The sequence below is a fragment of the Thainema salinarum CENA647 genome, assembly GCF_057732415.1.
Map to the genome: position 1 here is coordinate 222776 of NZ_JBYJZJ010000022.1, position 24697 is coordinate 247472.

At 49.2% G+C, this 24697-nt stretch carries 23 protein-coding genes, 2 tRNA genes and 1 pseudogene; 10 read left to right on the forward strand and 16 right to left on the reverse strand.

Going from position 1 to position 24697, the window contains the following annotated elements:
* The first annotated feature begins 315 nt into the window (after nt 1-315).
* From AC286M_RS07745 to miaB, 3 genes are all read left to right on the forward strand, one after another.
* Nucleotides 316-1053, forward strand: coding sequence for an ABC transporter ATP-binding protein (locus tag AC286M_RS07745; protein ID WP_488203831.1), 738 nt, complete (start codon nt 316-318; stop codon nt 1051-1053).
* A gap of 153 nt (nt 1054-1206) precedes the next feature.
* Nucleotides 1207-1743 carry a dihydrofolate reductase family protein gene (locus AC286M_RS07750; protein WP_488203832.1) on the forward strand — a complete coding sequence of 179 codons (537 nt, stop codon included), beginning with the start codon at nt 1207-1209 and terminating at the stop codon, nt 1741-1743.
* A gap of 91 nt (nt 1744-1834) precedes the next feature.
* Nucleotides 1835-3190: a tRNA (N6-isopentenyl adenosine(37)-C2)-methylthiotransferase MiaB gene (miaB, locus tag AC286M_RS07755; protein WP_488203833.1), complete on the forward strand. Its 1356-nt coding sequence runs from the start codon at nt 1835-1837 to the stop codon at nt 3188-3190.
* 54 nt (nt 3191-3244) lie between these two features.
* Here miaB and pyrE read toward each other — a convergent pair whose 3' ends face one another.
* Nucleotides 3245-3829: an orotate phosphoribosyltransferase gene (gene pyrE, locus AC286M_RS07760; protein ID WP_488203834.1), complete on the reverse strand. Its 585-nt coding sequence runs from the start codon at nt 3827-3829 to the stop codon at nt 3245-3247.
* Nucleotides 3830-4090: 261 nt separating this feature from the next.
* Between pyrE and AC286M_RS07765 the strand changes: the two genes are divergently transcribed.
* Nucleotides 4091-4585, forward strand: coding sequence for a hypothetical protein (locus AC286M_RS07765; protein WP_488203835.1), 495 nt, complete (start codon nt 4091-4093; stop codon nt 4583-4585).
* A gap of 101 nt (nt 4586-4686) precedes the next feature.
* Here the strand turns inward: AC286M_RS07765 and AC286M_RS07770 are convergent.
* The 3 genes from AC286M_RS07770 to AC286M_RS07780 form a co-directional block, all read right to left on the reverse strand.
* Nucleotides 4687-4759: transfer RNA gene (locus tag AC286M_RS07770), tRNA-Ile, on the reverse strand.
* A gap of 392 nt (nt 4760-5151) precedes the next feature.
* Nucleotides 5152-5382 carry a hypothetical protein gene (locus AC286M_RS07775; RefSeq protein WP_488203836.1) on the reverse strand — a complete coding sequence of 77 codons (231 nt, stop codon included), beginning with the start codon at nt 5380-5382 and terminating at the stop codon, nt 5152-5154.
* 801 nt (nt 5383-6183) lie between these two features.
* Nucleotides 6184-6738 (reverse strand): hypothetical protein, encoded by a 555-nt coding sequence (locus AC286M_RS07780; RefSeq protein WP_488203837.1) that lies wholly within the window; start codon nt 6736-6738, stop codon nt 6184-6186.
* Between the two features lie 1401 nt (nt 6739-8139).
* Here AC286M_RS07780 and dnaN point away from each other — a divergent pair.
* On the forward strand, nt 8140-9276 hold the full coding sequence (gene dnaN, locus AC286M_RS07785; RefSeq protein ID WP_488203838.1) for a DNA polymerase III subunit beta: 1137 nt from the start codon (nt 8140-8142) through the stop codon (nt 9274-9276).
* Nucleotides 9277-9402: 126 nt separating this feature from the next.
* Nucleotides 9403-10620 (forward strand): annotated as a pseudogene (locus AC286M_RS07790) (IS256 family transposase).
* Nucleotides 10621-10640: 20 nt separating this feature from the next.
* On the opposite strand, the gene AC286M_RS07795 reads toward AC286M_RS07790, so the two are convergent.
* The 4 genes from AC286M_RS07795 to AC286M_RS07810 all read right to left on the reverse strand — a co-directional run bounded on the left by AC286M_RS07795 (nt 10641) and on the right by AC286M_RS07810 (nt 14117).
* Nucleotides 10641-11915, reverse strand: a complete 1275-nt coding sequence (locus AC286M_RS07795) for a hypothetical protein (RefSeq protein WP_488203839.1) — start codon at nt 11913-11915, stop codon at nt 10641-10643.
* A gap of 265 nt (nt 11916-12180) precedes the next feature.
* Entirely contained in the window at nt 12181-12558 is a 378-nt protein-coding gene (locus tag AC286M_RS07800; RefSeq protein WP_488203840.1) for a hypothetical protein, read from the reverse strand.
* Between the two features lie 160 nt (nt 12559-12718).
* Nucleotides 12719-13579 carry an alpha/beta fold hydrolase gene (locus AC286M_RS07805; protein ID WP_488203841.1) on the reverse strand — a complete coding sequence of 287 codons (861 nt, stop codon included), beginning with the start codon at nt 13577-13579 and terminating at the stop codon, nt 12719-12721.
* Nucleotides 13580-13769: 190 nt separating this feature from the next.
* On the reverse strand, nt 13770-14117 hold the full coding sequence (locus tag AC286M_RS07810; protein WP_488203842.1) for a hypothetical protein: 348 nt from the start codon (nt 14115-14117) through the stop codon (nt 13770-13772).
* Nucleotides 14118-14353: 236 nt separating this feature from the next.
* Between AC286M_RS07810 and AC286M_RS07815 the strand changes: the two genes are divergently transcribed.
* Nucleotides 14354-14827: a hypothetical protein gene (locus AC286M_RS07815; RefSeq protein WP_488202633.1), complete on the forward strand. Its 474-nt coding sequence runs from the start codon at nt 14354-14356 to the stop codon at nt 14825-14827.
* A 50-nt stretch (nt 14828-14877) separates the two neighbouring features.
* A complete protein-coding gene (locus AC286M_RS07820) occupies nt 14878-15621 on the forward strand; it encodes a hypothetical protein (protein WP_488202632.1) in 744 nt (247 codons plus the stop codon).
* 785 nt (nt 15622-16406) lie between these two features.
* Here AC286M_RS07820 and AC286M_RS07825 read toward each other — a convergent pair.
* Together AC286M_RS07825 and AC286M_RS07830 are read right to left on the reverse strand one after the other, a co-directional pair.
* Complete coding sequence (locus AC286M_RS07825; RefSeq protein ID WP_488203413.1) at nt 16407-17606, reverse strand: IS4 family transposase; 1200 nt, start codon at nt 17604-17606, stop codon at nt 16407-16409.
* 161 nt (nt 17607-17767) lie between these two features.
* Entirely contained in the window at nt 17768-18982 is a 1215-nt protein-coding gene (locus tag AC286M_RS07830) for a glycosyltransferase family 4 protein (RefSeq protein WP_488203843.1), read from the reverse strand.
* A gap of 424 nt (nt 18983-19406) precedes the next feature.
* Between AC286M_RS07830 and AC286M_RS07835 the strand changes: the two genes are divergently transcribed.
* Nucleotides 19407-20099, forward strand: a complete 693-nt coding sequence (locus AC286M_RS07835) for a DUF2834 domain-containing protein (RefSeq protein WP_488203844.1) — start codon at nt 19407-19409, stop codon at nt 20097-20099.
* Between the two features lie 76 nt (nt 20100-20175).
* On the opposite strand, the gene AC286M_RS07840 is transcribed toward AC286M_RS07835, so the two are convergent.
* The 5 genes from AC286M_RS07840 to moaC form a co-directional block, all read right to left on the reverse strand.
* Nucleotides 20176-20733, reverse strand: coding sequence for a GNAT family N-acetyltransferase (locus AC286M_RS07840; protein WP_488203845.1), 558 nt, complete (start codon nt 20731-20733; stop codon nt 20176-20178).
* Between the two features lie 140 nt (nt 20734-20873).
* Nucleotides 20874-21683 carry a HEAT repeat domain-containing protein gene (locus AC286M_RS07845; protein ID WP_488203846.1) on the reverse strand — a complete coding sequence of 270 codons (810 nt, stop codon included), beginning with the start codon at nt 21681-21683 and terminating at the stop codon, nt 20874-20876.
* Nucleotides 21684-21867: 184 nt separating this feature from the next.
* Nucleotides 21868-22380 (reverse strand): methylmalonic aciduria and homocystinuria type D protein, encoded by a 513-nt coding sequence (locus tag AC286M_RS07850; RefSeq protein WP_488203847.1) that lies wholly within the window; start codon nt 22378-22380, stop codon nt 21868-21870.
* Between the two features lie 152 nt (nt 22381-22532).
* Nucleotides 22533-23150 carry an acyltransferase gene (locus AC286M_RS07855; protein WP_488203848.1) on the reverse strand — a complete coding sequence of 206 codons (618 nt, stop codon included), beginning with the start codon at nt 23148-23150 and terminating at the stop codon, nt 22533-22535.
* Entirely contained in the window at nt 23147-23689 is a 543-nt protein-coding gene (moaC, locus tag AC286M_RS07860; RefSeq protein ID WP_488203849.1) for a cyclic pyranopterin monophosphate synthase MoaC, read from the reverse strand. The genes AC286M_RS07855 and moaC overlap by 4 nt, the downstream gene beginning before the upstream one ends.
* A gap of 41 nt (nt 23690-23730) precedes the next feature.
* On the opposite strand from moaC, the gene AC286M_RS07865 reads away from it, so the two are divergent.
* Nucleotides 23731-23804 (forward strand) — tRNA-Arg (locus tag AC286M_RS07865).
* Nucleotides 23805-23970: 166 nt separating this feature from the next.
* On the opposite strand, the gene AC286M_RS07870 is transcribed toward AC286M_RS07865, so the two are convergent.
* Complete coding sequence (locus tag AC286M_RS07870) at nt 23971-24684, reverse strand: universal stress protein (protein ID WP_488203850.1); 714 nt, start codon at nt 24682-24684, stop codon at nt 23971-23973.
* Nucleotides 24685-24697 lie beyond the last annotated feature (13 nt).

The window sequence follows — 24697 nt, forward strand, 5'->3', positions numbered from 1 at the left end:
TGAATGACTAGGGTTAGGGACACGGCAATGCCGTGTCCCTACGTTTTAGGTGTCTAGGATCAATGGTCTGCTGGTGTTGTTACACTGCGATCGCACCCACTCGTGCTATACAATCCCTATACTCACACCTTGCACTTTGAAAATCCGAAGAGGTTGTTTGGCCGCCGCGATGCGGCGGCCAAACAACCCTTCTGGGTTTTGGTGCAAGATGTGAGTGTAAAAATCTGATAAAAATAGACGTTTGAGTAGGGTGCAAAAGCTATCCCGCGCAAACGTTTGATAGTCTTGTTGCAGTTTCACTTGTTTGTAGCCCACATGGTAGAAGCTTCTCATCAGCCCCTTCTTGACGTTCAAGATGTCTATGCAGGCTACATCAAAGATCTCGACATTTTACAGGGCATTAATTTCCGCATTTTCCCTGGTGAACTGGTCACGGTAATCGGCCCCAATGGTGCAGGTAAATCCACACTGGCGAAAGCCATTTTTGGTCTAATTACTCCACACACAGGCACAATCACGTTCAAAGGCGAGGACATCACCAAGCTTAAGTCCAACCAAATTGTGGAGCGCGGCATGTGCTACGTGCCCCAGATTGCCAACGTGTTTCGTTCTCTCTCCGTCGAAGAAAATCTCGAAATGGGCGCGTTCATCCGGGGCGGTTCCCTGAAAACGCTGAAGCAGAACATTTACGATACATTTCCCGTCCTGGCCGAACGTCGTCGCCAAAAAGCAGGCACGCTCTCCGGTGGCGAACGGCAAATGCTGGCGATGGGTCGAGCGCTGATGCTAGAACCGAGCCTGCTGCTGCTGGATGAACCCTCTGCTGCTTTGTCGCCCATCCTGGTGAATAACGTGTTTGATCAGGTGCGACAAATTAATCAAACCGGAACGGCAATTGTTCTCGTGGAGCAGAACGCGAAGAAAGCGCTGGAAATGGCCGATCGCGGTTACGTCCTCGAATCCGGTCGCGATCGCTTTGAAGGCCCCGGTCAGGATCTACTCAATGATCCGAAAGTGGGTGAGCTGTATTTAGGTGCAGGACATGCAAGTTAGGTGCGTGGCGAGAGGAGTGAGAAGTGAGGAGTGAGGGGAATTACGAGTCAGCACTGAACTCATCGGTAGTGCATCATTGCAGAACTGGTATGATCACTATCGCCTAACGTAGGCTACAAAATCGACAAAAACTATCCTGTATTGGGTGCTGAAGTGGCTCAATTTGTTCTCTACGTGGCAACTAGTCTAGACGGGTACATCGCCCGCAGCGATGGCAGTTTGGACTGGCTACCCGCTCCCGACGAAGCCCAGGATGAGGACAGCTACACCCAGTTTTATGAAACCGTTGATGCACTGGTTATGGGCGCGACCACTTATGAGCAGGTTTTAGGCTTTGGCGATGAATGGCCCTATCCTGGCAAGCTGACCTATGTGCTGACTCATCGCGATCAGCTCAAACAACCGACTGATCCAAAGGCTGCGATCGCACTTCAACCCGATGTCAAGAGCATCATCAGCGATGCTAAACAACAGAACTTTCAACGAATTTGGCTAGTCGGCGGCGGCAGCGTCGCCGCTGCGTTCATGCAGCAGGGCTTAATCGACGAGTACGTCATCGTTGTTATTCCCATACTATTAGGCGAAGGCATTTCGCTCTATCAGTCCATCCCAGAAATCAAGCTGAAATTAATTAACTCCCAGTCTTTCTCATCTGGCGCAGTTGAGCTGCACTATTGTGTGCACAAGTGACGATTTCCATACAAGCGGGTCAGCGCGTTATGATAAATAATTGCGCGATGCGAATGCCACCTGAAGTTTACCCCTCGTTTTGCTATTTCCTATGACTGCTCGTCGCTATCACATCACTACTTTCGGCTGCCAGATGAATAAGGCCGACTCGGAACGCATGGCTGGAATCTTAGAAACGATGGGCTTCGAGTGGACAGAAGATCCCAACGAGGCCAAGGTGGTTCTCTACAACACCTGCACCATTCGCGACAACGCCGAGCAGAAAGTCTACTCTTATCTCGGTCGACAAGCCAAGCGCAAGCATGAAGAACCCGATTTGACGCTGATTGTGGCTGGCTGCGTGGCTCAGCAGGAGGGCGAACAGCTTCTGCGTCGCGTTCCTGAATTGGATTTGGTCATGGGGCCGCAACATGCCAATCGGCTCCAGGATTTGCTGACTCAGGTATTTGACGGCAATCAGATCGTCGCGACAGAACCCATTCATATTGTGGAAGACATCACCAAACCCCGGCGTGATAGTACCGTCTCAGCTTGGGTGAATGTGATTTACGGCTGCAATGAGCGCTGCACCTACTGCGTGGTGCCCAATGTGCGAGGTGTGGAGCAGTCACGTACCCCAGAAGCCATCCGAGCCGAAATGGAAGAACTGGGACGGCAGGGCTTCAAAGAGGTGACGCTGCTGGGACAGAACATTGACGCCTATGGGCGCGATCTACCTGGAACGACAGCGGCAGGCCGCCACCAGCACACGCTGACCGACCTGCTGTACTACGTACACGATGTGTCAGGAGTGGAGCGGATTCGCTTTGCCACCAGCCATCCCCGCTACTTCACGGAGCGGCTGATTAAAGCCTGCAACGAGTTGCCTAAAGTCTGCGAACATTTCCACATTCCCTTCCAATCCGGTGACAACGAGCTGCTGAAAGCAATGGCGCGGGGCTATAGCCACGAGAAATATCGCCGCATCATTGATACCATTCGTCACTACATGCCGGATGCCGCGATTAGTGCCGATGCCATTGTTGGTTTCCCTGGCGAAACGGAAGCGCAGTTTGAGAATACGCTAAAGCTGGTCGAGGATATTGGCTTTGACCAACTCAATACGGCAGCCTACTCGCCTCGACCCGGTACGCCAGCGGCGCTGTGGGACAATCAGCTCTCGGAAGAGGTGAAAGCCGACCGTCTCCAGCGACTCAATCATCTAGTTGCCATCAAAGCCGCTGAGCGATCGCAACGCTATCGCGATCGCATCGAAGAAGTGCTGGTGGAAGACACAAATCCGAAAGACCCAACTCAGGTCATGGGCCGCACCCGCACTAATCGCCTTGCATTCTTCACGGGCAACATCGACGAACTGCGCGGTCAGTTGATCAAGATTAAAGTCACAGAAGTGCGAGCCTTTAGTCTGACGGGAGAACGGGTTGACGTTCCCGTAGCCGTTGGTTAATCAGTCCAAAAGCAGAATCGCCGCGCAGTGCGCGGCGATTCTGCTTTATGGGTTTTATGCCTTTAAATTGGCCCAGTGCTGCTGTAAATCTTGAATCGAGAAAATCGCCTCAAACTGAAGACCTTTTTCGGCATAGAGTTCTGCGCCACCTTCTTGACGATCGACTAAGGATAAAACTCGTTCAACCGTATAGCCAGCCTGCTGCAGCCGCTCCACCGCTTTGAGAGCTGATTGCCCCGTTGTAACGACATCTTCCAGGACAACTACTTTGCTTCCTTCCGGCAGCTCTGGGCCTTCGATATAAGCCCGTGTGCCATGCCCTTTCGCCTCTTTACGAATAATCAGCGGCGTAATCGTTCGATTCTCATACACGCCGACGGTACTAACCGACGAAACAATCGGATCGGCACCCAAGGTTAGACCTGCGATCGCAACTGTATCATCCGGTAATTTAGATAACATTAAACGCCCAACCATCACCGCACCAAGCGGATGAAGCGTGACCTGTTTTCCATTGATGTAATACGTACTTTTTTTCCCAGAAGACAGAGTAAAATCACCTTCTTTGTAGGCATTCTGACAAAACAAATCCAGCAGCATTTGCCGCAGGGTTTCTAAATCAACTTGCGTCACATTCATGGGCCTATTCTTCGCAAAAAATGAAGCGGTCATAGTATAGCGTTTGCCGTCTAGATCAAAAAACTATTAAGGCGGCAGAGCGCTGTATTTAGCGTTCAGTGCCCTGATGTTAGTAGCAACAGCTATAAATGTTGAGAAATACACCAAGAGCGATATTTTTGTTCCACTTTTGTCCACAATAATTCTATGTCCATTCGTTCGTTCACCATTCGTGCGTTAACATGGACAGCAAAATCTACACAAAATTTGAGGAGTGAGGCCATGAGCATCGGATTAAAACATTACCTTGGTGCGGCTGGTGCGGCAGCGTTAGTTGCGTCCTCAATTGCACTTCCCCAAGCCGCTAATGCTCAGGAAGCGGTCGATGTTGTTGAAGTGAATTTGATCGAAGTTGTTCCGATTCCTGAAGTTGTAGACGACGAGTTTTTTGATGTCTCAGGTGATTATTATCGGCAGCGCACCATTCCGGATCAAGTGCGATCGCTCTTGGGCTTAGGCGTACCCGCCACTTTCCCAGAATTGGCCATCGAAGCCGATGCTGAAGATATCAATGAACTGTATAGAGAGCTGCTGGAACTACAGGCATCGTCTGATCCCGTTTTGCGGACACCGGACTTACCTAATCCGTTTGCCACTTCACTCCTACTGCTACCGTCATATGGTGCCAATTTCGATATCGTCGGGCCTGAGTTGGTACCTGAATTCCGCCGTCCAGTTATCCAAGAGGAAGATCCGGCTGTCAGAGCGCTCTACTAGGTTGAACACTTTGCCCGACTTGTCCTCCCAAAATTGAAAGTTGAAAAGCGCTGGGTAGTCATATTGTGGCTACCCAGCGCTTTTCAACTTTCAAAGATAAATCCAGGGTGCAGGAGTTGAACCTGCCTAAGGCGAATTATGAGTTCGCTGCCTAATCCGCTCGGCCAACCCTGGCTAACCGTCTGTGCTCAGTTCACATTTGATACGCAAACAAGATAAGACACAAACAGAAGTGACTTCGGTCTTCGACCAACTATCTTAACCAATTTAGCACTGCGATCGCACGTCTTGTCCTTAAAAAACCTCCCCAACGTCCAGAAAGCACTGAGGAGGTTTTAATTTCAAGATTTCTAACAATTTAACTTTTCGTGATACACCCAAACTGTGCAATCAATTTTGGATCACCTTTGCTTCTACCTGTAATGTACAGCGACTTTCGGGAACTGCACACACCCTGGCATAACTATACTTTCAATAAAATAAGCCGCTTAAGTCCAATGTCTGAAACAAAGCCATTCAGAAACTGGCCTAAACCCTGATCATTTTTTCAATCACGTAGGCATGCACTAACTTGATGCTTCAATTTGCTCAAATTCAACAATGGGCAAATTACGATGGCGAGACTTCCATAGCTCAACACCAGATAATGGCAGCGCTAAGGGCCAAATCAGGGATGCAACTAACACCACCAACCACGAACCAACATGGGTAATTGATGTCGTTTCATCCATCAAAAACGCAACCAGTAGCAGAGTACCAGTTGTCAGAGCGCCAAGTAAGTAAATGATCATCAACATGTAGTTTGCCTAATGCTTACTTCAACTAACTGCTTTTGCTTACTTCCCTGGTCAAGAACATCGGTCGCTTAAGACAGCTTGCTCTACCGCAAGAAGACGCTAAAGATTCCGTAATGTTTCCATTATCGAGAAACCCGATTAGCTGCAAAACAGTTAAATTCCTGAACTTTTAAGCTGGATAGCCCTCATCTCCGACGACCTATCCGCATAATTACGAGGTGGTCTGAGATGAGATGGTCAGCAAGCACCCAACCAGTATTATAAGAGGATTATCAAGACAGGTGTCCAGTTTTGTAAAGAAACGATGAAGTTGGTTCATCATCAAGCCCACACATCTCGCAAACTGGGCTTAGCGCTGTCCCGCTACTTTCAGGAACATCCAATTGTTAACTTGAAGTTTTCAGCAGCAGAGGATTAATCTTTGCCGTCGTTACCCTGTGACCGCTATGAGCAACTCGTCGTCGCTGGTTTCAGTTCCAAATCCGAGTTTGGAGTGCCCAAAATGCGGCAAACATACGATTGTGCAGCAAAGCAACTCGCTCTATAGCTGCATCAATTGCGACTTTAAACGGGAGCTAAACCAAGAAAATTCTTCAGGATTAGGTACTGTTTTTACAGCTTTGTTGGCTGTCATCTTGGTAATGCTGCTTTTCTAGGTCATCTCTGTAACGCTGATCGATGTCACACTGAATCGAATCCATCCATCAGATCGGAAACAAAAGAAAATCGGTAGTCTGCTAGTAGACTACCGATTTTCTCTAATCAATTTGTTGAATTGAGGAGGTGAGGAGGAGTTTGAAATTACCAGATTTCGTCTTGGAATCGATCAACACAGACCGCCAAAACGTCTTGATCCATTTCACTTAAGTCAGAGATGTGATGCATGCCTGCTAACTGTAGCCCAGGTGCAGCACCACCTTCAGCATTAGCAATTTCGGCTGATTGGGCACGTGCGATCGCATAGGGATATTCGCCTTCGCCATAGCTGTTGATCACGGTCATCGCCAGTTCATTTTCAGCAATTGAGCCATACATACAGTCAAATGACGAGTGGGGCATATACAGCGCGCCGATTACCTGCTGATTACGAGATTCGAACACCACATAACCAGAACCGATCTGGTCAGGTTCGGGAGATTGCCCATAGAGATAAACACCATCTTGTAAAGAGTCGCTACTCAGTTGAGCGACTTGTTCAGCCGGCTGATTTGATACATCTGCGATCGCATTGGGCGCTTGTGGCTCAAGCATACCCTCAGATTGCTGGGCTTGGACCACCGACATCGTGCCAATTGTAATCGTTAGCGCCAACAGCGAACCCGCTAGCGACCGACGCCGCTGCAACCAACTGATCACTGGCTGAACCGAACGTGACGTAAAACGTGATGTAAATTGATTTTGAAAACTCAACACCGCACTTCTCCTCCCAAGCAAAGATTATTCAATTAAGTATTTGGTTTGGAAAAACTGGCCACACGCTGTGCAGAGACTCGACGCCCCTACACAGATCGCAATCCGAGCATTTCAGAGACGTAGGGAATCGCTGCTAAGCGCAAACCAAGTTCGTTATTTGATTCGTTACTTGAAGCGTAAACAGTTTGAACGCTTCTGTCTTCAATCTGCTGAAATAGTCCTTCCGTATCGCAATGACAGAGATAGGCTGATATTTTGCCCGTCTTTAATCATCCGAAATAGATAGCGAACGCTCTCTTAGCGTTATGAGCTAAGTTCCAGAACTGAAAACAACAAGCTAACCCCCAGCCTGCGTCAAAAAGTGTTGCTCACTTGTTGTTCACTTTTCTTCACTGGATGTGATTACGTACTCAGCGTCTGTAAACGATGAGCAACCTCATCGGTATAAACGCCAGAAACATCTCAGTTACGCCGGAAACCGCAGGAATATTGGGTATTAGCTTTTCTTTAATATCTTATATCGTCTCAGTTTTTCGCTGTGATCTGAAGCGTCTCGCAGCAAAACTTAGTCTATCGGTCAGCTTTCGTTACATTAAATTCAAATCCTGCTCTTCCTAAAGGAGGGATTCTACCCAGACCGCAGGAGCAGAATGTTCCGTTTACAGAACTGATCGTAGCAAGTTGTAGTACGCTAAATCCTTTAGCAATCTCAGTTTGAGACTGAGGATTGCCAGGATTTCAGCTCGTTTAGATCAAGACGGTACTAGGACGGTTAGACTGCTCAACCATCGCTTTACTGCTTAATAGCTTTAAAGTGGGTGTCATCAACTGATTAGATCGTAAATTTTTTCCACTTGCTTGGGCTGTGGAAAAGTCGGCTTTTCCTTGGGAAAACCTGTGGAAAACCTGTGGAAAACTATTTAGACATTGTGGATAAGATCTGGTGGTACGTTTGCTCTGTGGATAAAGCTTTTGGTTTTCCACAGGTTTTCCACAGGCTGTGTAGGCTTGGGATCGCTTATAGGATAGGCATTCCCGATCTTTTCCACATTTTCCACAGGCCCTACTACTACGATCTGTTTAAAACATAATCGGAAGAGAAGATTTAAAGACAAAGGCGTGATTCCAAATTTGCATCGGATTGAATCTGGGAGAAGGCGGTGTTACGATATCGTTCCGAACCGGTTCGATCGCTTTTGGATTTTGGAGTTTAGATTTCGGGTTTTGGCTGGCTGGAATCTGAAGTCTGAACGGTTTAAGCGATCTGGATGTTGGGTTTGTTCCTAAACGTGATTCTGCTTTCGCTTCGATATCGCTGATTTTCCATCTTCACCGTTATTTCTTATGAAGCTCACCTGCTCACAAAGTGACCTCAGCGCCAATCTGACGATTGTTAGCCGCATTGTGCCGTCTCGCCCCAGCTTGCCTGTTTTGGGAAATGTGCTGCTCAAAGCGGATCAAAAAGCTCAGCGCGTGAGCCTGACGGGATTTGATTTGAGCCTTGGCATTCAAACCAGCTTTGAGGCCAACGTGGAGGAAGGCGGCGTGCTGACGCTGCCCGCAAAGCTGCTGAATGACATTGTGTCGCGCCTGCCGGAAGAAGACCTGACGCTGACGGAAGAGGAGATGTTGGTGACACTGACCTGTAGTTCGGGTCAGTACCAAGTACGTGGACTCAGTGCGGAAGAATACCCGGAACTACCGTCGTTGGAAAATGGCCAGCCTGCCAATTTGTCGGTGGATATGCTGGTGGACGGTTTGAAAGGAGCGCTGTTTGCCACGAGTACCGACGAATCGAAGCAGGTGTTAACCGGGGTTCACCTCACATCAAAAGCGGACAGCATGGAATTTGCGGCCACGGATGGTCATCGTCTGGCGGTTGTCGAAGCAGTTGAACAAGATGATGATGCCGCTAGTGCATCGGACACCGAAATGGAAGTAACGGTTCCGGCCAAGGCGCTGCGAGAGCTGGAGCGGATGTTGATGCAGGCTCAAAGGGTAGATGCGATCGCACTTCGCCATGATCCGGGGCAGGTCAGTTTTGAATTAAACTACCAGCGAATTACCAGCCGATTACTGGAGGGACAGTATCCCAACTATCGGCAGCTAATCCCGACCCAGTTTTCGCGCCAAATCACCGTGGAGCGCCGCTTGCTGATTGTGGCGCTGGAGCGGATTGCGGTGCTGGCTGACCAGAAAAATAATATTGTGAAGCTGACGTTTGACGGAGCGAAGAGTACGCTGACGCTTTCGGTGGAAGCTCAAGATGTGGGCAGCGGACGCGAAACGATTCCGGCTCAGATTTCCGGTGATGATCTGGATATTGCATTCAACGTGCGCTATCTGCTGGATGGTTTGAAGGCGCTCGATACGTCTGAGATTCAGATGCAGTGTAATACAGCGACGAGTCCCGCGATTTTGACGCCCGTAGGCGGGATTAAGATGACGTATTTGGTGATGCCTGTGCAAATTAGATCCTAAAGAGTTGCGATCGCAGTTGCAGATGTTTAGCCGCAGATAGTTGATGTGAATCGGGATTGTAAATTAGATTGTGTCAAAGGTCAGAGATGAGATCTAATGAACTATTGAACCTAAGAGACTCGTACTATGACTTTTCGACCTGAACTCCTGGATGAATTGCTTAAAGGCTATCAGAATCCCGAAGACCTGCTGGGGGATGGAGGGATTCTTAAGCAGCTCACGGCGGCTTTGGTGGAACGCTGCTTGAATGCGGAAATGAAAACCCATCTGGACGAGCAACAGGCGGAGCCTGAAAGCGACGTCAAGCCAACTCGTAACCGCCGCAACGGCCACAGCAAGAAGACCATCAAAGGGGAGTTTGGAGAAGCTCAAATCAATGTTCCCCGTGACCGCAACAGTGAGTTTGAACCCATCATCGTCAAGAAGGGGCAGACCCGCTTCGAGGGCTTTGATGACAAGATCTTGTCCCTCTATGCCAGGGGCATGAGTACCCGTGACATTCAGGCTCAACTGCAAGACCTGTATGGCGTTGAGGTCTCAGCCGGGCTGATCTCGAACGTCACGGATGCGGTTGAAACGGAGCGTAAAATTTGGCAAAATCGCGCGCTCGACCCGGTTTATCCCATCGTCTATTTTGATGCCATCGTGGTCAAAGTCAGACAAGACGGGCGGGTGATCAACAAAGCGATTCACTTGGCGCTTGGGGTTAACTTGTCTGGCACCAAAGAACTCTTGGGGATGTGGATGACCCAGAACGAGTCTGCCAAATTTTGGCTTCAAGTGCTCACAGAGCTGCAAAATAGGGGTCTCAAAGACATCTTCATCGCTTGCTGTGATGGCCTCACTGGCTTTCCCGATGCCATTGAAGCGGTCTTTGCTCAAACCCAGGTGCAGTTGTGCATTGTTCACATGGTACGAAATTCACTCCGCTATGTGTCCTACAAAGACCGTAAGGCGGTTGCAGCAGACCTCAAGCTGATTTACACGGCCAGCACTGAGACTGAAGCAGAGCAGCGCTTAGTTGAGTTTGCCGAGCAGTGGGACCAGCAATATCCAACCATTAGCAGGTCTTGGCTTCATCATTGGCAGCGGATTATTCCCTTCTTTGCTTTTTCACCGGAGATTCGTAAAGCAATCTATACGACCAATGCGATTGAATCGATGAATATGACTCTTAGAAAGGTGATTAAAAACCACCGAGCTTTTCCAACCGATGAATCTGCCCTAAAAGTTATCTACTTGGCAATTCAAAATATTGCCAAAAAGTGAACCATGCCCATTCGCGACTGGAAACCCGCTCTCAACCGCTTCGCGATTGAATTCAGCGATCGCTTTCCAACTTGAGTTTTTACCTTTGACACAATCTATTTGACATACCCTGTGAATCGAGTGAAGTCTGCGGGTGTAATGTCGGTAACTCCTAAGACAATAGCCAGTAGATCGTGACCATAGCTAATTTCTGTATCTGCCCCATTTGTAGTGATCGCTAATCTGCCTAATCTTTGGTAGAGATCTTTGTAAAGTGCCAGTACGTCACCTTCGCTACGGTCAAAATCCCCGATAATGTTGTAGCCGAGGCCTCTTTGTAAGACGAACGTATCTGCTCCGCCTTGAGCCTCCCAAACCGGAATTTCCTCTAGTTCGATGTTGTATACGGATTGAGCATCACCATAGAGATAGTTAACACCACCAATACCGATCAATACATCATTCCCTCCTTTAGCTGTTTCTCGCATGACCTGCGTATCGCCATAGAGGTAATTGCCGTCACCAATGCCAAGCAAAATATCGTTGCGTCCTTTAGCGAAGGCCTCCATCCACCAGGCATCGCCACTGAGGGAGTTATAGTTCCCAACTGCTGCAAGAGTGTCATTTCCGCCAATAGGATTATCGTATTCTTCAAATACCCCTAGGCTAGCAGCGTCCCCAACTAGAGAATTACCATTTCCTTGTGCAGTGAGGCGATCATTTCCGCCGCGAGAATTATGCAATATGGCATCGGCATCGCCAGCAAAGCTGTTGTCATGGCCGATGACAGTAATGGTGTCGTTGCCGCCTTGGTTATTGCCGTTGAGTTCAAACGCATCACCACTGAGGGAGTAGCTGTCATTACCAATGACCGTGATCCTGTCGTTCCCCCCTTTGGCGGTGTCATTCATGTAGCTTGCATCACCGTAGACGTTGTTGCTATCCCCGACTATGTTGAAGGTGTCGTTACCTCCTTTGGCCTGACCAGACATTTCATAAGCGTCGCCAAGGATAAAGTCATTAGTATCCCCAACTACATGAAAGATGTCGTTGCCCCCTTTGGTTTTGTCGAACATTCTATAGGCATCGCCAATTAGCCAGTTGCTATTTCCGTTTACGGTGAGTGTATCGTTGCCGCCTTTGGCATGGTCATACATTCCACCATCGTCTTGGTACGTTCCACCCGCATCGCCATAGAGTTTATTAGAATCTCCCTCTGCGAAGAGCGTGTCGTTGCCGCCTTTAGCATTTTTAATCATTTGATAGGTCGCATCACCAAAGAGGGTGTTATCGTTCCCAATGACTGCCACCTCTTGTTGTTTGCCTGTATGTTTTAAAACCCCATTGGTATCTCCATACCAAATAGCCCCGTTGCTGTAGTAAGTAACCATCACAAACATCCTCTGAAGCGAAAATGAGAAGCAGTAATAGGCACTTGTATCAATAGGCACTTATATGTCTATATTGTGGTGCTTATGCTTCAAAATTAGCGTCAAAGAAGGCTGAAATTTCATTGCAGCTCAGATTTGGGTGGCAAATGTAAGAGAACGCCACGCTTCTTAATTTGTTTTACTTGAACAGAGATAAAGCGATCGCAACTCTTCTGCAACAAAAAAAGAGAGCGCATCGCGCTCTCTTTTTTTGTTGGGTTGTGCATCAAGTCGTCATGCCGAAATATCGTTTCACCTCTGGCTTCAGCCAGAAAATTAGCAGGGCGACTGAAAACGGCAAAATGCAAAAACTTGTGAAGCCCAGACAAATCACAACGATGTCATAGATCCAGAGCCACGGTCGCGGTCTGAGGAAAATTGGAATCAAGAACACAATGAACAATGCGCCGCCGATCAACAGAAAGATCGTGCCGATGATGGTTGCTTCCTCCGCAGTCATTTCCAACTCGGCTGGGTTAACGGAGAAAAAGACCAGTGACAACAGCGCAATCAATAAATAGATCGCAGCCAATACTCCGCAGTAAACCTTCAGCCAAATAACAACCGCAGGGCGCTGGGGTGGGCGATTGAGTGAATCCTGCATAGCGCAACGGTAGACAGAGGACAACTGCCACTATAAGAGGTGGATTTGTGGGGCGAAGGGGTTTGGTAATAAGAGTTTATCTGTGGGTGGGTAGATGGGTGGACGGGTAGATGGGTGGACGGGTAGATGGGTGGACGGGTGGATGGGTGGATGGATTGCGTTAACGAGGCTCGGCTAGAAAGTCGTGCATGTATTGGTTGACGAGGGCGGGTTTTTCTTGCTGTACCCAGTGGCCAGAGTCGGGAATGTAGCGGATTTTGAGATCGCGGACATATTGCTCGGTGCCGTAGGTAAGCTCTTTGCCTAAAGCCACATCCTGTTCGCCCCAGATCAGCAGCGTGGGCATGGGAAGAACTGACCAAGTTCGCGGTTCGGTCAAAATTGGCCAGAGGGCGCTGCGATAGTAGTTCAATGCGGCGGTGATGGCTCCGGGTTTGGCCATTGCTTGTCGGTAGGCATTCAGGTCTTCTGAGGTAAAAGCATCCTTTTGTACGGCGGTGTTGCTGAACATTTCAGCAATGGCTTGATAGTTGTTTTGCTCAAATAGAAATTCCGGCAGCCAGGGAATCTGAAAGAAGAACGTGTACCAACTGCGGCCAATTTGTTGCAGGTTGAACTTCTGAAAGGCTTCGGCAAACTTGGCTGGATGGGGCAGATTGAGCACAATCAGCCGCTCGACCATTGCGGGATAGGCTTCGGCAAATGTCCATGCGATCGCACCTCCCCAGTCGTGGCCTACCAAAACACAACGGTCATATCCCAAGCCTGTGATCACGCCTTTCACGTCTTGGACGAGTTCGCTAATGTCGTAATCGGACGTTTGGGAGGGTTTGTCGCTGTCGTTATAGCCCCGCATATCGAGCGCGACGACTTTGTACTGTGAGGCAAATTCCGGAATCTGATGCCGCCAGGAGTACCAAAATTCAGGAAATCCATGCAGCATGAGCATCAGTGGCCCTTCGCCTTCGGTGACGTAGTGGAGCTGGATGCCGTTGCTTCTAATGGTTTGATGGTTAAACATAAGGTTTGCCGTGCTAGACATACCCTGATGTTACTTACCGAGGCTTGATTGAATCATCACAAGCGAAATTTCATAATGATATGTGAATATATCTACTGCTTCCCTAATAAAGCCTTGTGAGTTTAGTCGATCGCTTTCTTAAATTGCTTGGCGAAGTCTTTGTGTCTTTAAAGAAGAAGTGTATACATTACTATTTATTGAGCAGAAAAAGGTATAAAAACAAAGCTGATCCTACATAAAATCCGATATTTCCAGCCGATCCGCTGCGTATAAACCAATAATAATATTCCTGATTTTCAGCTCCTATGTATGGAAGGGATTTTAGTATGCAAAATAAGCTCTCAAAGAATGAGTAAATAAATATTATGAAAACTGCAATTTTTATCCAGTAGGGACAGGAGTTGAACTTTGATATGTAATTGTTTCTTCCATCAATATTTCGTATCTCGCCGATAAATGCTGGTAATAAAACTGCTGAGAAAACAGTGGCAAATACTCCTGTTTTTAGAAGTCCATATATCCATTCACTTTTTCCCATTCATAAGGATACAGAACAAGATTTTTATGAAAAACTATACTTTGCCATAGTCCAAGTAGCGATAGGATTAAAGCAAACATTGCGAAGCGTTTAGCATATACTAAATATTTAGGTTTGTGAGAATGCAGAAAACCAATCTCGTTAATCTGTTCAACTATATCGCCTACGCTATTTCTAGTTCCACCCAAGTTTGTGTTGAGTAGAATTGAGGCAGAGAGTTCAGCAGGCCAAAGCCGATGGCTCAGCAACGACGCAAGCGTGGCACAGCAGGCGATAAAACGATTTGTCTGCCCATTGCAGACGACCTTGACTACGAGGTCTTAGTAGAAGACCGGGAAGCCTTTCGCCAGTATCTCAACGAGCAGATCGCATCCCACCCGGAACTGTTTCCCGACGGGATTGAGGCAGGCTATCGCTTTCACGGATGGGTCGAGTCCTCTCGTCAACAGCTCAAGACCCGGCGGATTTTGCTGCCGAGTACCGGAGAGGCTTATCAACTGCGTCCCGATTTGGTGATGCCGTACATGAGCGAGACGGCGGAGATGGCCGACAAAGCGCTCTATTTAAGAAAGCATGGCCTGTCGTATGAGGGGATTGCCTATGTGCTGGGCCGTTCTGAGATGCACTGGTATCGGCTCTGTCAGTCGTTCGGTCGAGCCTCGATTGTGGGCAGTACCCTCAAAAGGGAAACGGCGCTCCCCCCCATCTAGTTGCCGATGAGAAGCATTGTGATTGGCACGGGCAGCGAGTCTATCTGGCAGTGACAGCGGCGCAAGGGTGCGTCCTGGGAGCCAGTCTCAGTGCCAATGCGGGTCAGGATGGATTAACCGCAGCCTATGGGGTATTCCAGCAGGAAGCTGCCCATCATGTTCCCGACTATGCGCCCGAGACGGTGACGACTGATGGTTGGGAGGCCACCCGAGCCGCTTGGGAGGAGCTATTCCCTGGCCTGGTCTGGATTCTGTGCTTCCTGCATGAGGTGATTAAAATTCGCGATGGGTGCCGCTCTAAACCAGTCCTGGGTCAGCAACTAGCCGACAAGCTTTGGCATCTGTATCGGGGCCAGAGCAAACGTCACTTTGCTCAACGGTTGCGTCGGTTGCTGGAGTGGGTGAACACCCACGCGTTGCCCCAGGCCATTGACGCTCGCTTGCGACGCCTCAACGACAAATCTCACGTCTTCCAACGCGCCTTTGACTTCCCTGACGCCTATCGCACCAGCAATCAGGTTGACCGTCCGATGAACTATCTTGACCGCATCTTGTATGCCATGCAAGATTTTCATGGATTCTGGGACTCGGCGGAACAGTCGGTGCGCTCGATGGCCTTACTCTGGAACTTCCATCCCTTTTGTCGCAAGACTCGCAAAGCAATGGGCGGGTGCTTATGCCCCTTTGAGCAACTCAACGGCTTCCGCTATCACGACAACTGGGTTCGCAATTGGCTGATTGCCTCATCGTTGAATGGCAGAAGACCATTGCTCAGGAACGCTGACACAAAATAAGTTGGAACTAGCGCTATTTGATATAAAAAATATTCTTGCTGGATAATTTAATACAGTATGCTGAATAGATATTTTAGAATAGCCAATTGTTTTGATTGAGATAATTTCATTGATGGGAAAATGATATGTACCTAATGGTAGAACAACTAAAGTGATCTGCTCATTTTCGATTAATAGCTGCGCTGAAGGGGAAGAAATTCTATTTTGCCCGACTACTGCTCCGCCTAAGAAGCTGAGATTTGGATTCATCTTTTTAGATTGCTAATTAAGCGCGTTTCATGTTCCTGTAAGTTCTTCGTATATTCATTAGACTATCCGTTACTAATTTTTTCTCATTTATTGTGCAAGAAAGAATTGAATAAGGTTAAAACTGCTGTAGCATAAATTCCAATGAATGCACCCGATCCACCTCGTGCAAACCAATATTCTTTCGCTTCAAAGATGCTTTGCTTTAGAAGCATGAACGAGCAAAATGCTCCGTTCAAGAGTACGTAAATCCACAATCCATAATAGAGATAGTAAATGTATTTTAGCCACTTCGCCTTGGATTTAGATGCAGATGATTTGGTACTTGAAGAAATAAATTGGTTCATAAGAGATATGAGTACCAAAAAAGAAAACAGGATTGTAATTAGTTTTTGATTTAATTGATAATCTTCGATGGGTGATAAAACAGCACTAACATGGAAAAGCGTGCTTAGGTATAGACCAAAAATTGATAAAACTAGAACGAAAATCGTTACGTATTTTTTGTATCTCATCGTTCTGAAAGGGTGACAACATAGCTAGATAGCTTGCTGCATCAAGGATAGGGCACGGAGACCCCGCTGAAAATAGAGGCGTTTGTGGGGTTTGAGCGCCATCAACTGAAACGCTTGATTGGCCCACAGTTCCATCCCATACGTCCACCGTTGCCCATAGAGAGCCAAGCTGAACTCACTGTGTCGCAAGGTTTTATCTTGGTGTTTTTGAATACGTCCAGCATAGTGGTCAATGCGGAGTTGCCGCATCCATTGCCCCTGTAGGGTGGCCAAACTGTACGCGATTGCAATGAGTAAGAGCAAGGCTAAAAATCGGGGTTCATTGACCTTGGTGTCCTCTAAGTTGTAGCCCCCAGTCTTACAGTCCTTGAAGAGCTGCTCAATGCCCCAGCGACAGCGATAGATCTCAATGGCCTGCTTCAAATTAGGCAGATTGGTGAGAATATACCAGGGGTCTTTCGGGCCTTTGTTACGATAGCTTCGTTTCCAATAGATCGCCAAATTAAAGGGACCCAACCCATCGCCTTTGTTGGCCAAGATGCCCCGATAGAACTGTCTCATGCCGGGTTGAATGCCCAAGTCTTTCACCACGGTATACTCCTGTTGCACACTCACTTGAAAATGAAGGTCTTTCTTCTGCCGCAAGGCAAACATGATGCCCCTGGAGTCTAGCCATTTAGCTAGTTTTGGACTATGGAACTCTCGGTCTCCAAGCACTAAGACGGGGTAGGATTTCAACAGGGGGAAAACGGCTTTTAGCAGTCGTTTTTGAGTCCGAAGGTCGCTGTTGCCGCTTTGCTTTAAGACCTCCCAATACAGGGGCAGGGCATGGGTGCCCCAGATCAGAGAGACCATGAAGATATTTCGCCCTTTCCACTGAGTGCGGTCAATCGCCAGAATCCAGTAGCCATACTTTTGATGCTTCAGTTGTTTGAGGCGGCGGCGTTGGGATCGATTCAATCCCCGTCCGGTTTGCTCTTGCCGAATCCAGTATTTCACCAGCGGAAACCACAGCAGTTTGACCCTCAGTTGAGGCAAGACTAAAAACCGCTGTAAGTTCCGTTTTCGACTGCCATATTGAATCGGTTGAGGAAAGACACTGGCTAAAACTGACAGTTTGACCTGACGATGGGCCTGTAGCAAACATAACAAGAGCTGCAGGGTCAAATACTGCGGGTCGCTCAGATGAGCTTGGAGGGTGGTTTGGTAGAATGCAGGAAACATATTTGGTTGGGGGAGTCTGCTCAAGGCTCCCTATTTCTTTGCCTCTGTTATTCTCTCAAAGCTTTGTCCACCTTGGTTCTGAACTCGCTTGTCACCCGGTTAGCTCATCGTTTGATCTTGAGCTATGGAAAGCAAATTTGGCTTGAAGTTATACAAAGACTCTAATATCTGTTAGCTTGTAAAGCCAATCGCACCTTCTCATCCACGTAGCTCAAAATTCGCTCAATTCGGTTTTCCCAGGTAAACTGAGCCGCAAAATCAATATTTTGAGCGTAGCCCTCTTGCCGACGTGGATAAGTTTCAAGCGCCTGCCGCACACACTGGGCAAACTGGATTGGATCATCGGGTGGACACCAGGTAACAGCCAGTTCCGGCTTCTGAAACTCCTTCAGCGGTAGGATCTCCGTTGCGGCGATTGGTGTACCGGACGAAAAATACTGAAATAGCTTCACCGGATTGGTGAAATCTGCCGAATGGCCTGAACAGTGAGGATGCGCCAGCACATCTGCGGCTTGGAAGAGGCTAATCAACCGACTGCGGGGATGAATCCAGCCCAGGAATTTGACATTGTCTACGCCTAAATTCTGCGCCTTTTGCTGATAGTGCGCCACCTGCTCCGGTGTACCGCCCGTCATCGCCACTTGCACCTCGGGTAGCTCTTTCGCTGCCGCAATCAGTACATCAATGCCTTTGAAATTCTCCAGTGCGCCAGAATACAGCACCAGTTTCTGTCGATTGGAGCTGAGTAGCTCCTCTCGCCACTTTTGCGCTTCGGTGGGTTGACGCTGGAGGAATGACGGGCTGAAACCGTTGTGCATCCAGACCGCTTTTTCAGCGGGCATGCCGCACTCGATTAAACTGTCGCGAGTCAGCGGTGATTGAGTAATCGCCACCTGGAAGCAGGGGTGGTTGACGATTTCGGGTTCAAACGGCTGCTTGCCGTAATAGTGCTGCTCAAACACCACAGGTAGATTGTTTTTGACGCAGGCTTTGACGAAATTCCAGTTGCGGGTATGCGCGATCGCAGTTTTCCGTGCCAAATGAACAGGCAGATAGTACTTACAGGCCAGCGTATTGGCATCCAAAAACTTACTCTTCTTTTGCAGCGCTGGTTTGGGGACAGGTAACGGCGCAACGGTCAGCGCGGGATCAGTATTGTAGAACTCTTGAAAATACGTGTCTGGTGCCTGAGAACGCGCGGGAGCCATCCAGCTCAACGGATTTAGCCAGTTCGCTGCCGCATTGGGATAGGCCAAGATGGCTGAATAGCCCAAATTCGCTGCCGCATTGGCACAGAGCACATCATGAATTTCGTGCGCCGAACCGGGCTGCAGCGAGAGGTGCTGACTGTAATACAAGTAATGTTGCCTAGACACAGTGCGATCGCGCTCCCCAGAGTCAATAAACCTGCACTTTTAGAATAGGCATTTTGCCCAGCGGACTAACAGGTTGTTGCTTAAGGATTGGAAATTGATCACTTCCTGCCAGCGATAGACGGTTGCAGGATTGGTGATTGGTACGTTGAAGGAAATTGGCCCTCATCCCCCAGCCCCTTCTCCCACGTATGTGTTTAGCGTAGTTATACGATCCCCCGCTATCGCCGCCCCCTTGAAAAAGGGGCTATACCACCACTAGCTCAAAGTCCCCCTTTTTAAGGGGGATTTAGGGGGATCTGTCAGAGTGTCATGCTAAACAAGTACACGGGAGAAAGGGAGCCGGATCGGAAGTCCCTCTCCTGCGGGAGAGGGATTTAGGGTGAGGGCGATCTGTCATCAAACACTAGGGTTTGATCGTACCGCTATGAGATTTCTCCAGGGCATTCAGCAGTCAGGTCGAAATGTGATGATCAGCCTGATCTGGCTGTGGTTCACGGTTTATATTATCTGGCTGGCTCCCCTCGATCAGCCGGAGACGTTGCCGATTGTCTCGCGACTGCTCACCTTTCAGGTCACGGAAGTCAATGCCTATCTGTTTGCCGTGTTCTGGCTGATGGGCGTGTGGCCGATGATCTACGCCAGCCTGATGTTTATCGATTGCCGAGAGCAGCGGCTACCGAGTTGGCTTTACTTTATTGCGTCCAATGCAACCGGAATTGTGGGGCTGGTTCCTTATCTAATTTTTCGCAATCGCAATCAAGAATTCCATCAGCAGATGTATGAACACCAGAGCCAGTGGATCAAGCAGTTGGAGTCACGTAACACGGCAATTATCTTAGTTGTCGCGACGATTGGCTTACTGGCAACGGCATGGCTGCTGGGTGATTGGTCAGATTTTGTTGAGCAGTGGCGCGCAGTTCCTTTTATTCATCTGATCACGATTGATTTCTGCTTGATGACGCTGCTGTTTCCGCTGACGCCGCTCCTGGATGACGATATGGCTCGACGTGGCGTGAAAGACCGCCGAGTATTCTGGGCTGTTGCCCTAGTGCCGCTATTTGGCCCACTGGCATACCTGTGTTTGCGTCCTCGGCTCATTGAGATTGAGATTGAGTAGGCGAAATTCTCCCTCTTCCCTCAACCCTTACTCCCAAATTGGGAACAGGGGAGCTGGATTGAAAGTTCCTCTCCCATTAGGGAAACATGAGTAACGCGATCGCAATTCCCATGCCAATCAGTAATACCCATTTCCAAAGCGTGTCTTGCCAAGTTTCAGGTATCAGTTGCTTTTGCATTTTGACGCAGGGAATGGCGTTCCAGTCGGCAAACTGCCAGCCTTTACCCACCCAAATATGATGACGCGCTTTAATCACCTGATAACCGCAGGCCCGATAGAACGGTTCGGCAGTCAGCGAGGAATTCACGATTAAACGCTTGATTTGGCGCTCAACCGCTTCAGCTTCGAGAGCGGCAATTAACTCGGTGGCAATGCCCTGGCGTGTCCAGTCGGGATGGACAAACAGCGCTTGAATAAACGGACTGATATTACTCAACGCGCAAAATCCCACCACGCCTGCCGAGGTTTCAGCCACAAAAATCGTTTCGTCCCAGTTGCGATCGCGCTGCTTGCTACGAATCAGAGCTTGCAAATCGCGATCGCGGTAGTCCTTGGCGCACAGCTTTCGCAGCGACTCGACCTGAATGGCTGTAATTCGTTCCATATCTGATGGCTGAGCCTTGCGAATCTGCATACTTAAGTACCCAGGCAAATGCAGAGATTGTACGAACAACAGAGACACATGCTGCAAGACCCATTCGATAGAATCTGGCTCCCCTGCTTCCTTGTACCCCCTGTTCACAGCATCTACTGTATTGTTCTGCTCACCAGAGGTCAGCTCAGCCTATTTTTTCTTCTTTTTTTCTTGCTGCCGCCGCCACCAAAACCGCCACCAGATGGTTTCAGCTTGGCGCTGGATTTAGCCGCAGCAACTGAAAAATCAACTAAGGGTCGGGTTGCTTCTTCCTGACGAAGATTTTGCAATTCCGAATAGGGAATTAATCCGAGTCGTGCCTGGACATCATGCCAGCTGCCCTCAATCGTTTCGTCAACACAGCCCGCAGCATAGGCCGTTTCGATTGTCTCTGCAGCTTCTACCGCATTTAAGTCAACCAAGGCAGCAACGAGCAAGCCATTAAATTCGGGATTTTGGCGGACGTAGTGGCTAAGCTGATTTGCGATCGCGCTTACACAAAGATGACGAGCTGCTTCATCTTGATTCCCAATTTTGACCAGTGCCTCAGCAGCCGTGTTTCGCGCTATGACACTGTGATTGCGATCGGCTAGATATTCCTTCAACGGCTCAATTGCAGGAATGCCCAAGAATCCGTATGCCGATGGTAAATCCGACCAAACGTAGTCGTCATCTAGCTCAAATAGCTTCATTAGCGGTTTGATCGCGTCTTTTGCCTGAAGCTGAGCCAAGGCGCGCCAAGCATGAAGGGGTGCCCAAACTTCTTTGGACTCCATATTGGCGTTATTTAACTCGGAATCTGTGGCCATCCGTATCAGTTCGGGAATGTCAGACTCGCTGATTTGATACTCCTGTGCGTAGTCAGTCCATTTTTCCGGTATAGCAACCGATTTGGGTTTAACTTCTCCAATTTCGAGGAGTTGTTTTACGGGGGCAGTGTAGTCAGCCATCGTGCTCTCGTGATCTAGTTCTATGTAAAAGTGCAAAATGTGCGATCGCTTTAATTAGACTTTATCGGAAATTGTTTTGTAGCGCGGCGGAGCCGCGCTACAAAACAATTTCCAACCCCAAAAACTTTATTTCCAGTAAAGTCTATTGTATGAGCTAGTTTGTATGAATATGGATCTTCAGACTCTAAACGACTGATTCTTTTGCCCAATCTTGCGTGCGGTAGCCCACTGCATTGTCACCTAATACTCTCGCCGCAACCTGATGCAGAACCACCAGGGGCGCAGAGGTCATCAAAATTGACGGATAAACGGCGCTGCCCCATTCGGGATGATTGATCACGCAGCAGTCGCCGCAGGGTTTGAGGTCATAGTGCAAACAGGCTTGTACCACTGCCGCATCATCTAAACAGCGTTCTCCAGGCTCAGACAGCATCGGCTGTCCGGTGCGGGGGTCAAAGATATCGCAACGGTAGCCCTTGGCCTGGAGCTGCGATGTCATCTGCTCAGCCCAGGCCAAAAAGCGATGGCGGCAGCGCTGCTTATAGCCATCGATGCGGGGTGTGGGGGCACAAAGCGGTTCCTGAACCTGCTGCAGCACAATCAGCACCGACTCTGCTGCAATATCCCACTGCGGCAGAAACTGGTGGAAGTGGTCTTGTAGATAGGCCGGGGGTGGACAGGTGAAGTATTGGATCACGTTGGGTGTTCGGGGTGGATGGGTAGGAGGGTTAAGGGAGTAGGAGGGTGGATGGGTGGGAGAGTAGATGGGTGGGAGAGTGGATGGGTGGGAGAGTAGATGGGTGGGAGAGTGGATGGGTTTTGTTGAAGGTTGAAGGTTGGTGGTGGGGTTTAGATGGGCGGGTTGAAGAGTTGGTTGGGGTAGAGGTGGGTGGCGGTGGGGACGAATGTGCCATCTGCGATCGCAACTCCGGGGCCAATTTGAACGCCGCCGCTGAGGAACACGTCATTGCCGATTCTAATCCGTTTGACGTAAAGCATCAGGTTGTCGCGGCGGGGCTTGATGGCGTGGGCGTAGAGGCCAACTTGGTAGCCAAAGACGACCCGATCGCCGATGTCGAGGAGACTGCGATCGCTAATTTCGAGTTTAGGTGTCCAGTAGACCTGTTTGCCTACCTTCGCACCCCACAGCCGCAGCCAGCATGAGAATAAGCCAGGTACTAGCCGCAGTGCTGTTTCTAGGACTGGAAACGCAATATAGATGGCTTGAATTTGGTGACTGCCCCACCAGGGCGAGTAGGTTTTGCCCTGGAGGTAGCTGATGCCTTCTGTGATGGGATAGCGCCACTGATGCAGCCGATGCACCAGCGGCGGCAGACCGTAGAGGATGACCAGCAGCAGCAGTAAACTCCAGCCGTTCGGCCAGATGCAGAACGAGAGGAAACTTGCGATCGCACCCACCATCACCAACGCGGGAAAAAACGACAGCATCCAGCTCAGTAGCGTCATGGCTCTGCCGTCCAGTCGCCGGATTTGCCGCCCGTTTTCTGAAGCAGGCGAATGGTTTCAATCTGCATGCCTTTTTCGAGTGCTTTCGCCATGTCGTACAGCGTGAGCGCTGCGACCGAGACGGCTGTCAGCGCTTCCATTTCCACCCCGGTTTCGGCTTTGGTTTTCACCTCGGCCTGAATGCGGTATCCGGGCAGCGCTTCGTCCGGGGTAATTTGAATCTCGACTTTCTGAATCGGAATTGTGTGACAGAGCGGAATCAGATTTGCCGTTTGCTTGGCGGCCATAATGCCAGCGATGCGGGCCGTGCCCAATACGTCCCCTTTGGGTGCGTTGCCGGACTGAATCGTCGCTAACGTTTCGGGCTGCATGCGAATTTGTGCGATCGCAACCGCTCGCCGGACAGTCTGAGATTTGGCAGAAACGTCTACCATCTGCGCTTGTCCTTGTGTGTCTAAATGGGAAAGCGCCGATTTCTCAGACTGTTCAGCCCGTGCTTGTGTCATGTCTACAGACGAATTGTCAGAAGAGTCTTGCATTGTGAATCGGGTATGCTATGATGAATATCCGTAAAGGGAATGGGCCTGTAGCTCAGTGGACTAGAGCACGTGGCTACGGACCACGGTGTCGGAGGTTCGAATCCTTTCAGGCCCGTTACGAATCAAAAAGAGGCAAGCATTGCTTGCCTCTTTTTGATTTTAGGCGGTTTCGTTCACGTTGTAGGTGGGCATTTCCCGCCCTGAGCAGTTGACTTGCACCTGATAAACCAAAAACCCAACAAGGGGATTAATCCCCTTGTTGGGTTTTTGGGCCAGTGAAGTTAGTCGTCTTGTAGTTCAGGTGGGATGCCAATGACGGGGCAGGGGAAATCCATGCCTAATGCTTGAATCAACTCTGCTTCTGCGGTTTCACAGCCAATGATCAGCAGCGTACCCGACTCTTCCTCGACAACCTCGCGTAATTCCGTAGCGACTTGACCCCAGCGCAGGTGAGTTTTCAATGAGCCACGCCACTCATCGGCTAAACAGCGTGCCTGCCACAGAATGCGATCGGCTTGAGCAAACTGTTCTGCTTGGGTTGGTGGTGTCTTGACGGCTTGAGCTTGGCCTCCCGAAGATGCCAATTTGGGAGCAATTGGCATGGATAACCGCGCCTCGTCAAATCCCTGAGCGGAACGGTGACGCTGGCGGACATCCATAATGTCACGGAGCTGCTTAGAATCGGGCAAACTGCTAGGTACGCCGCCCGCCGATTCTTGCTGGTGCAGTAAATCTAGCGTAGAGGTTTGGGTCGGAGCCTCGGATTCTACGACATACACAACCTGAACCGTAACCTCACACGAGGTAGCAACCCGAGTCTGATAGGCAATCCAAAGGGCAACATCAAGAGCAATCTGGCTGCGAGGAGAACTATCATAGCCAACGACTAAATTGAGCGGCCCATTATCAATTTGATTCAACGTTGGCTTGGCAATTAAGATCATGCGCTCAGCAATATTGCTGCACTCCAGAGCGCCTTCCAAACGTACAAGCATTGGCCGTATATTC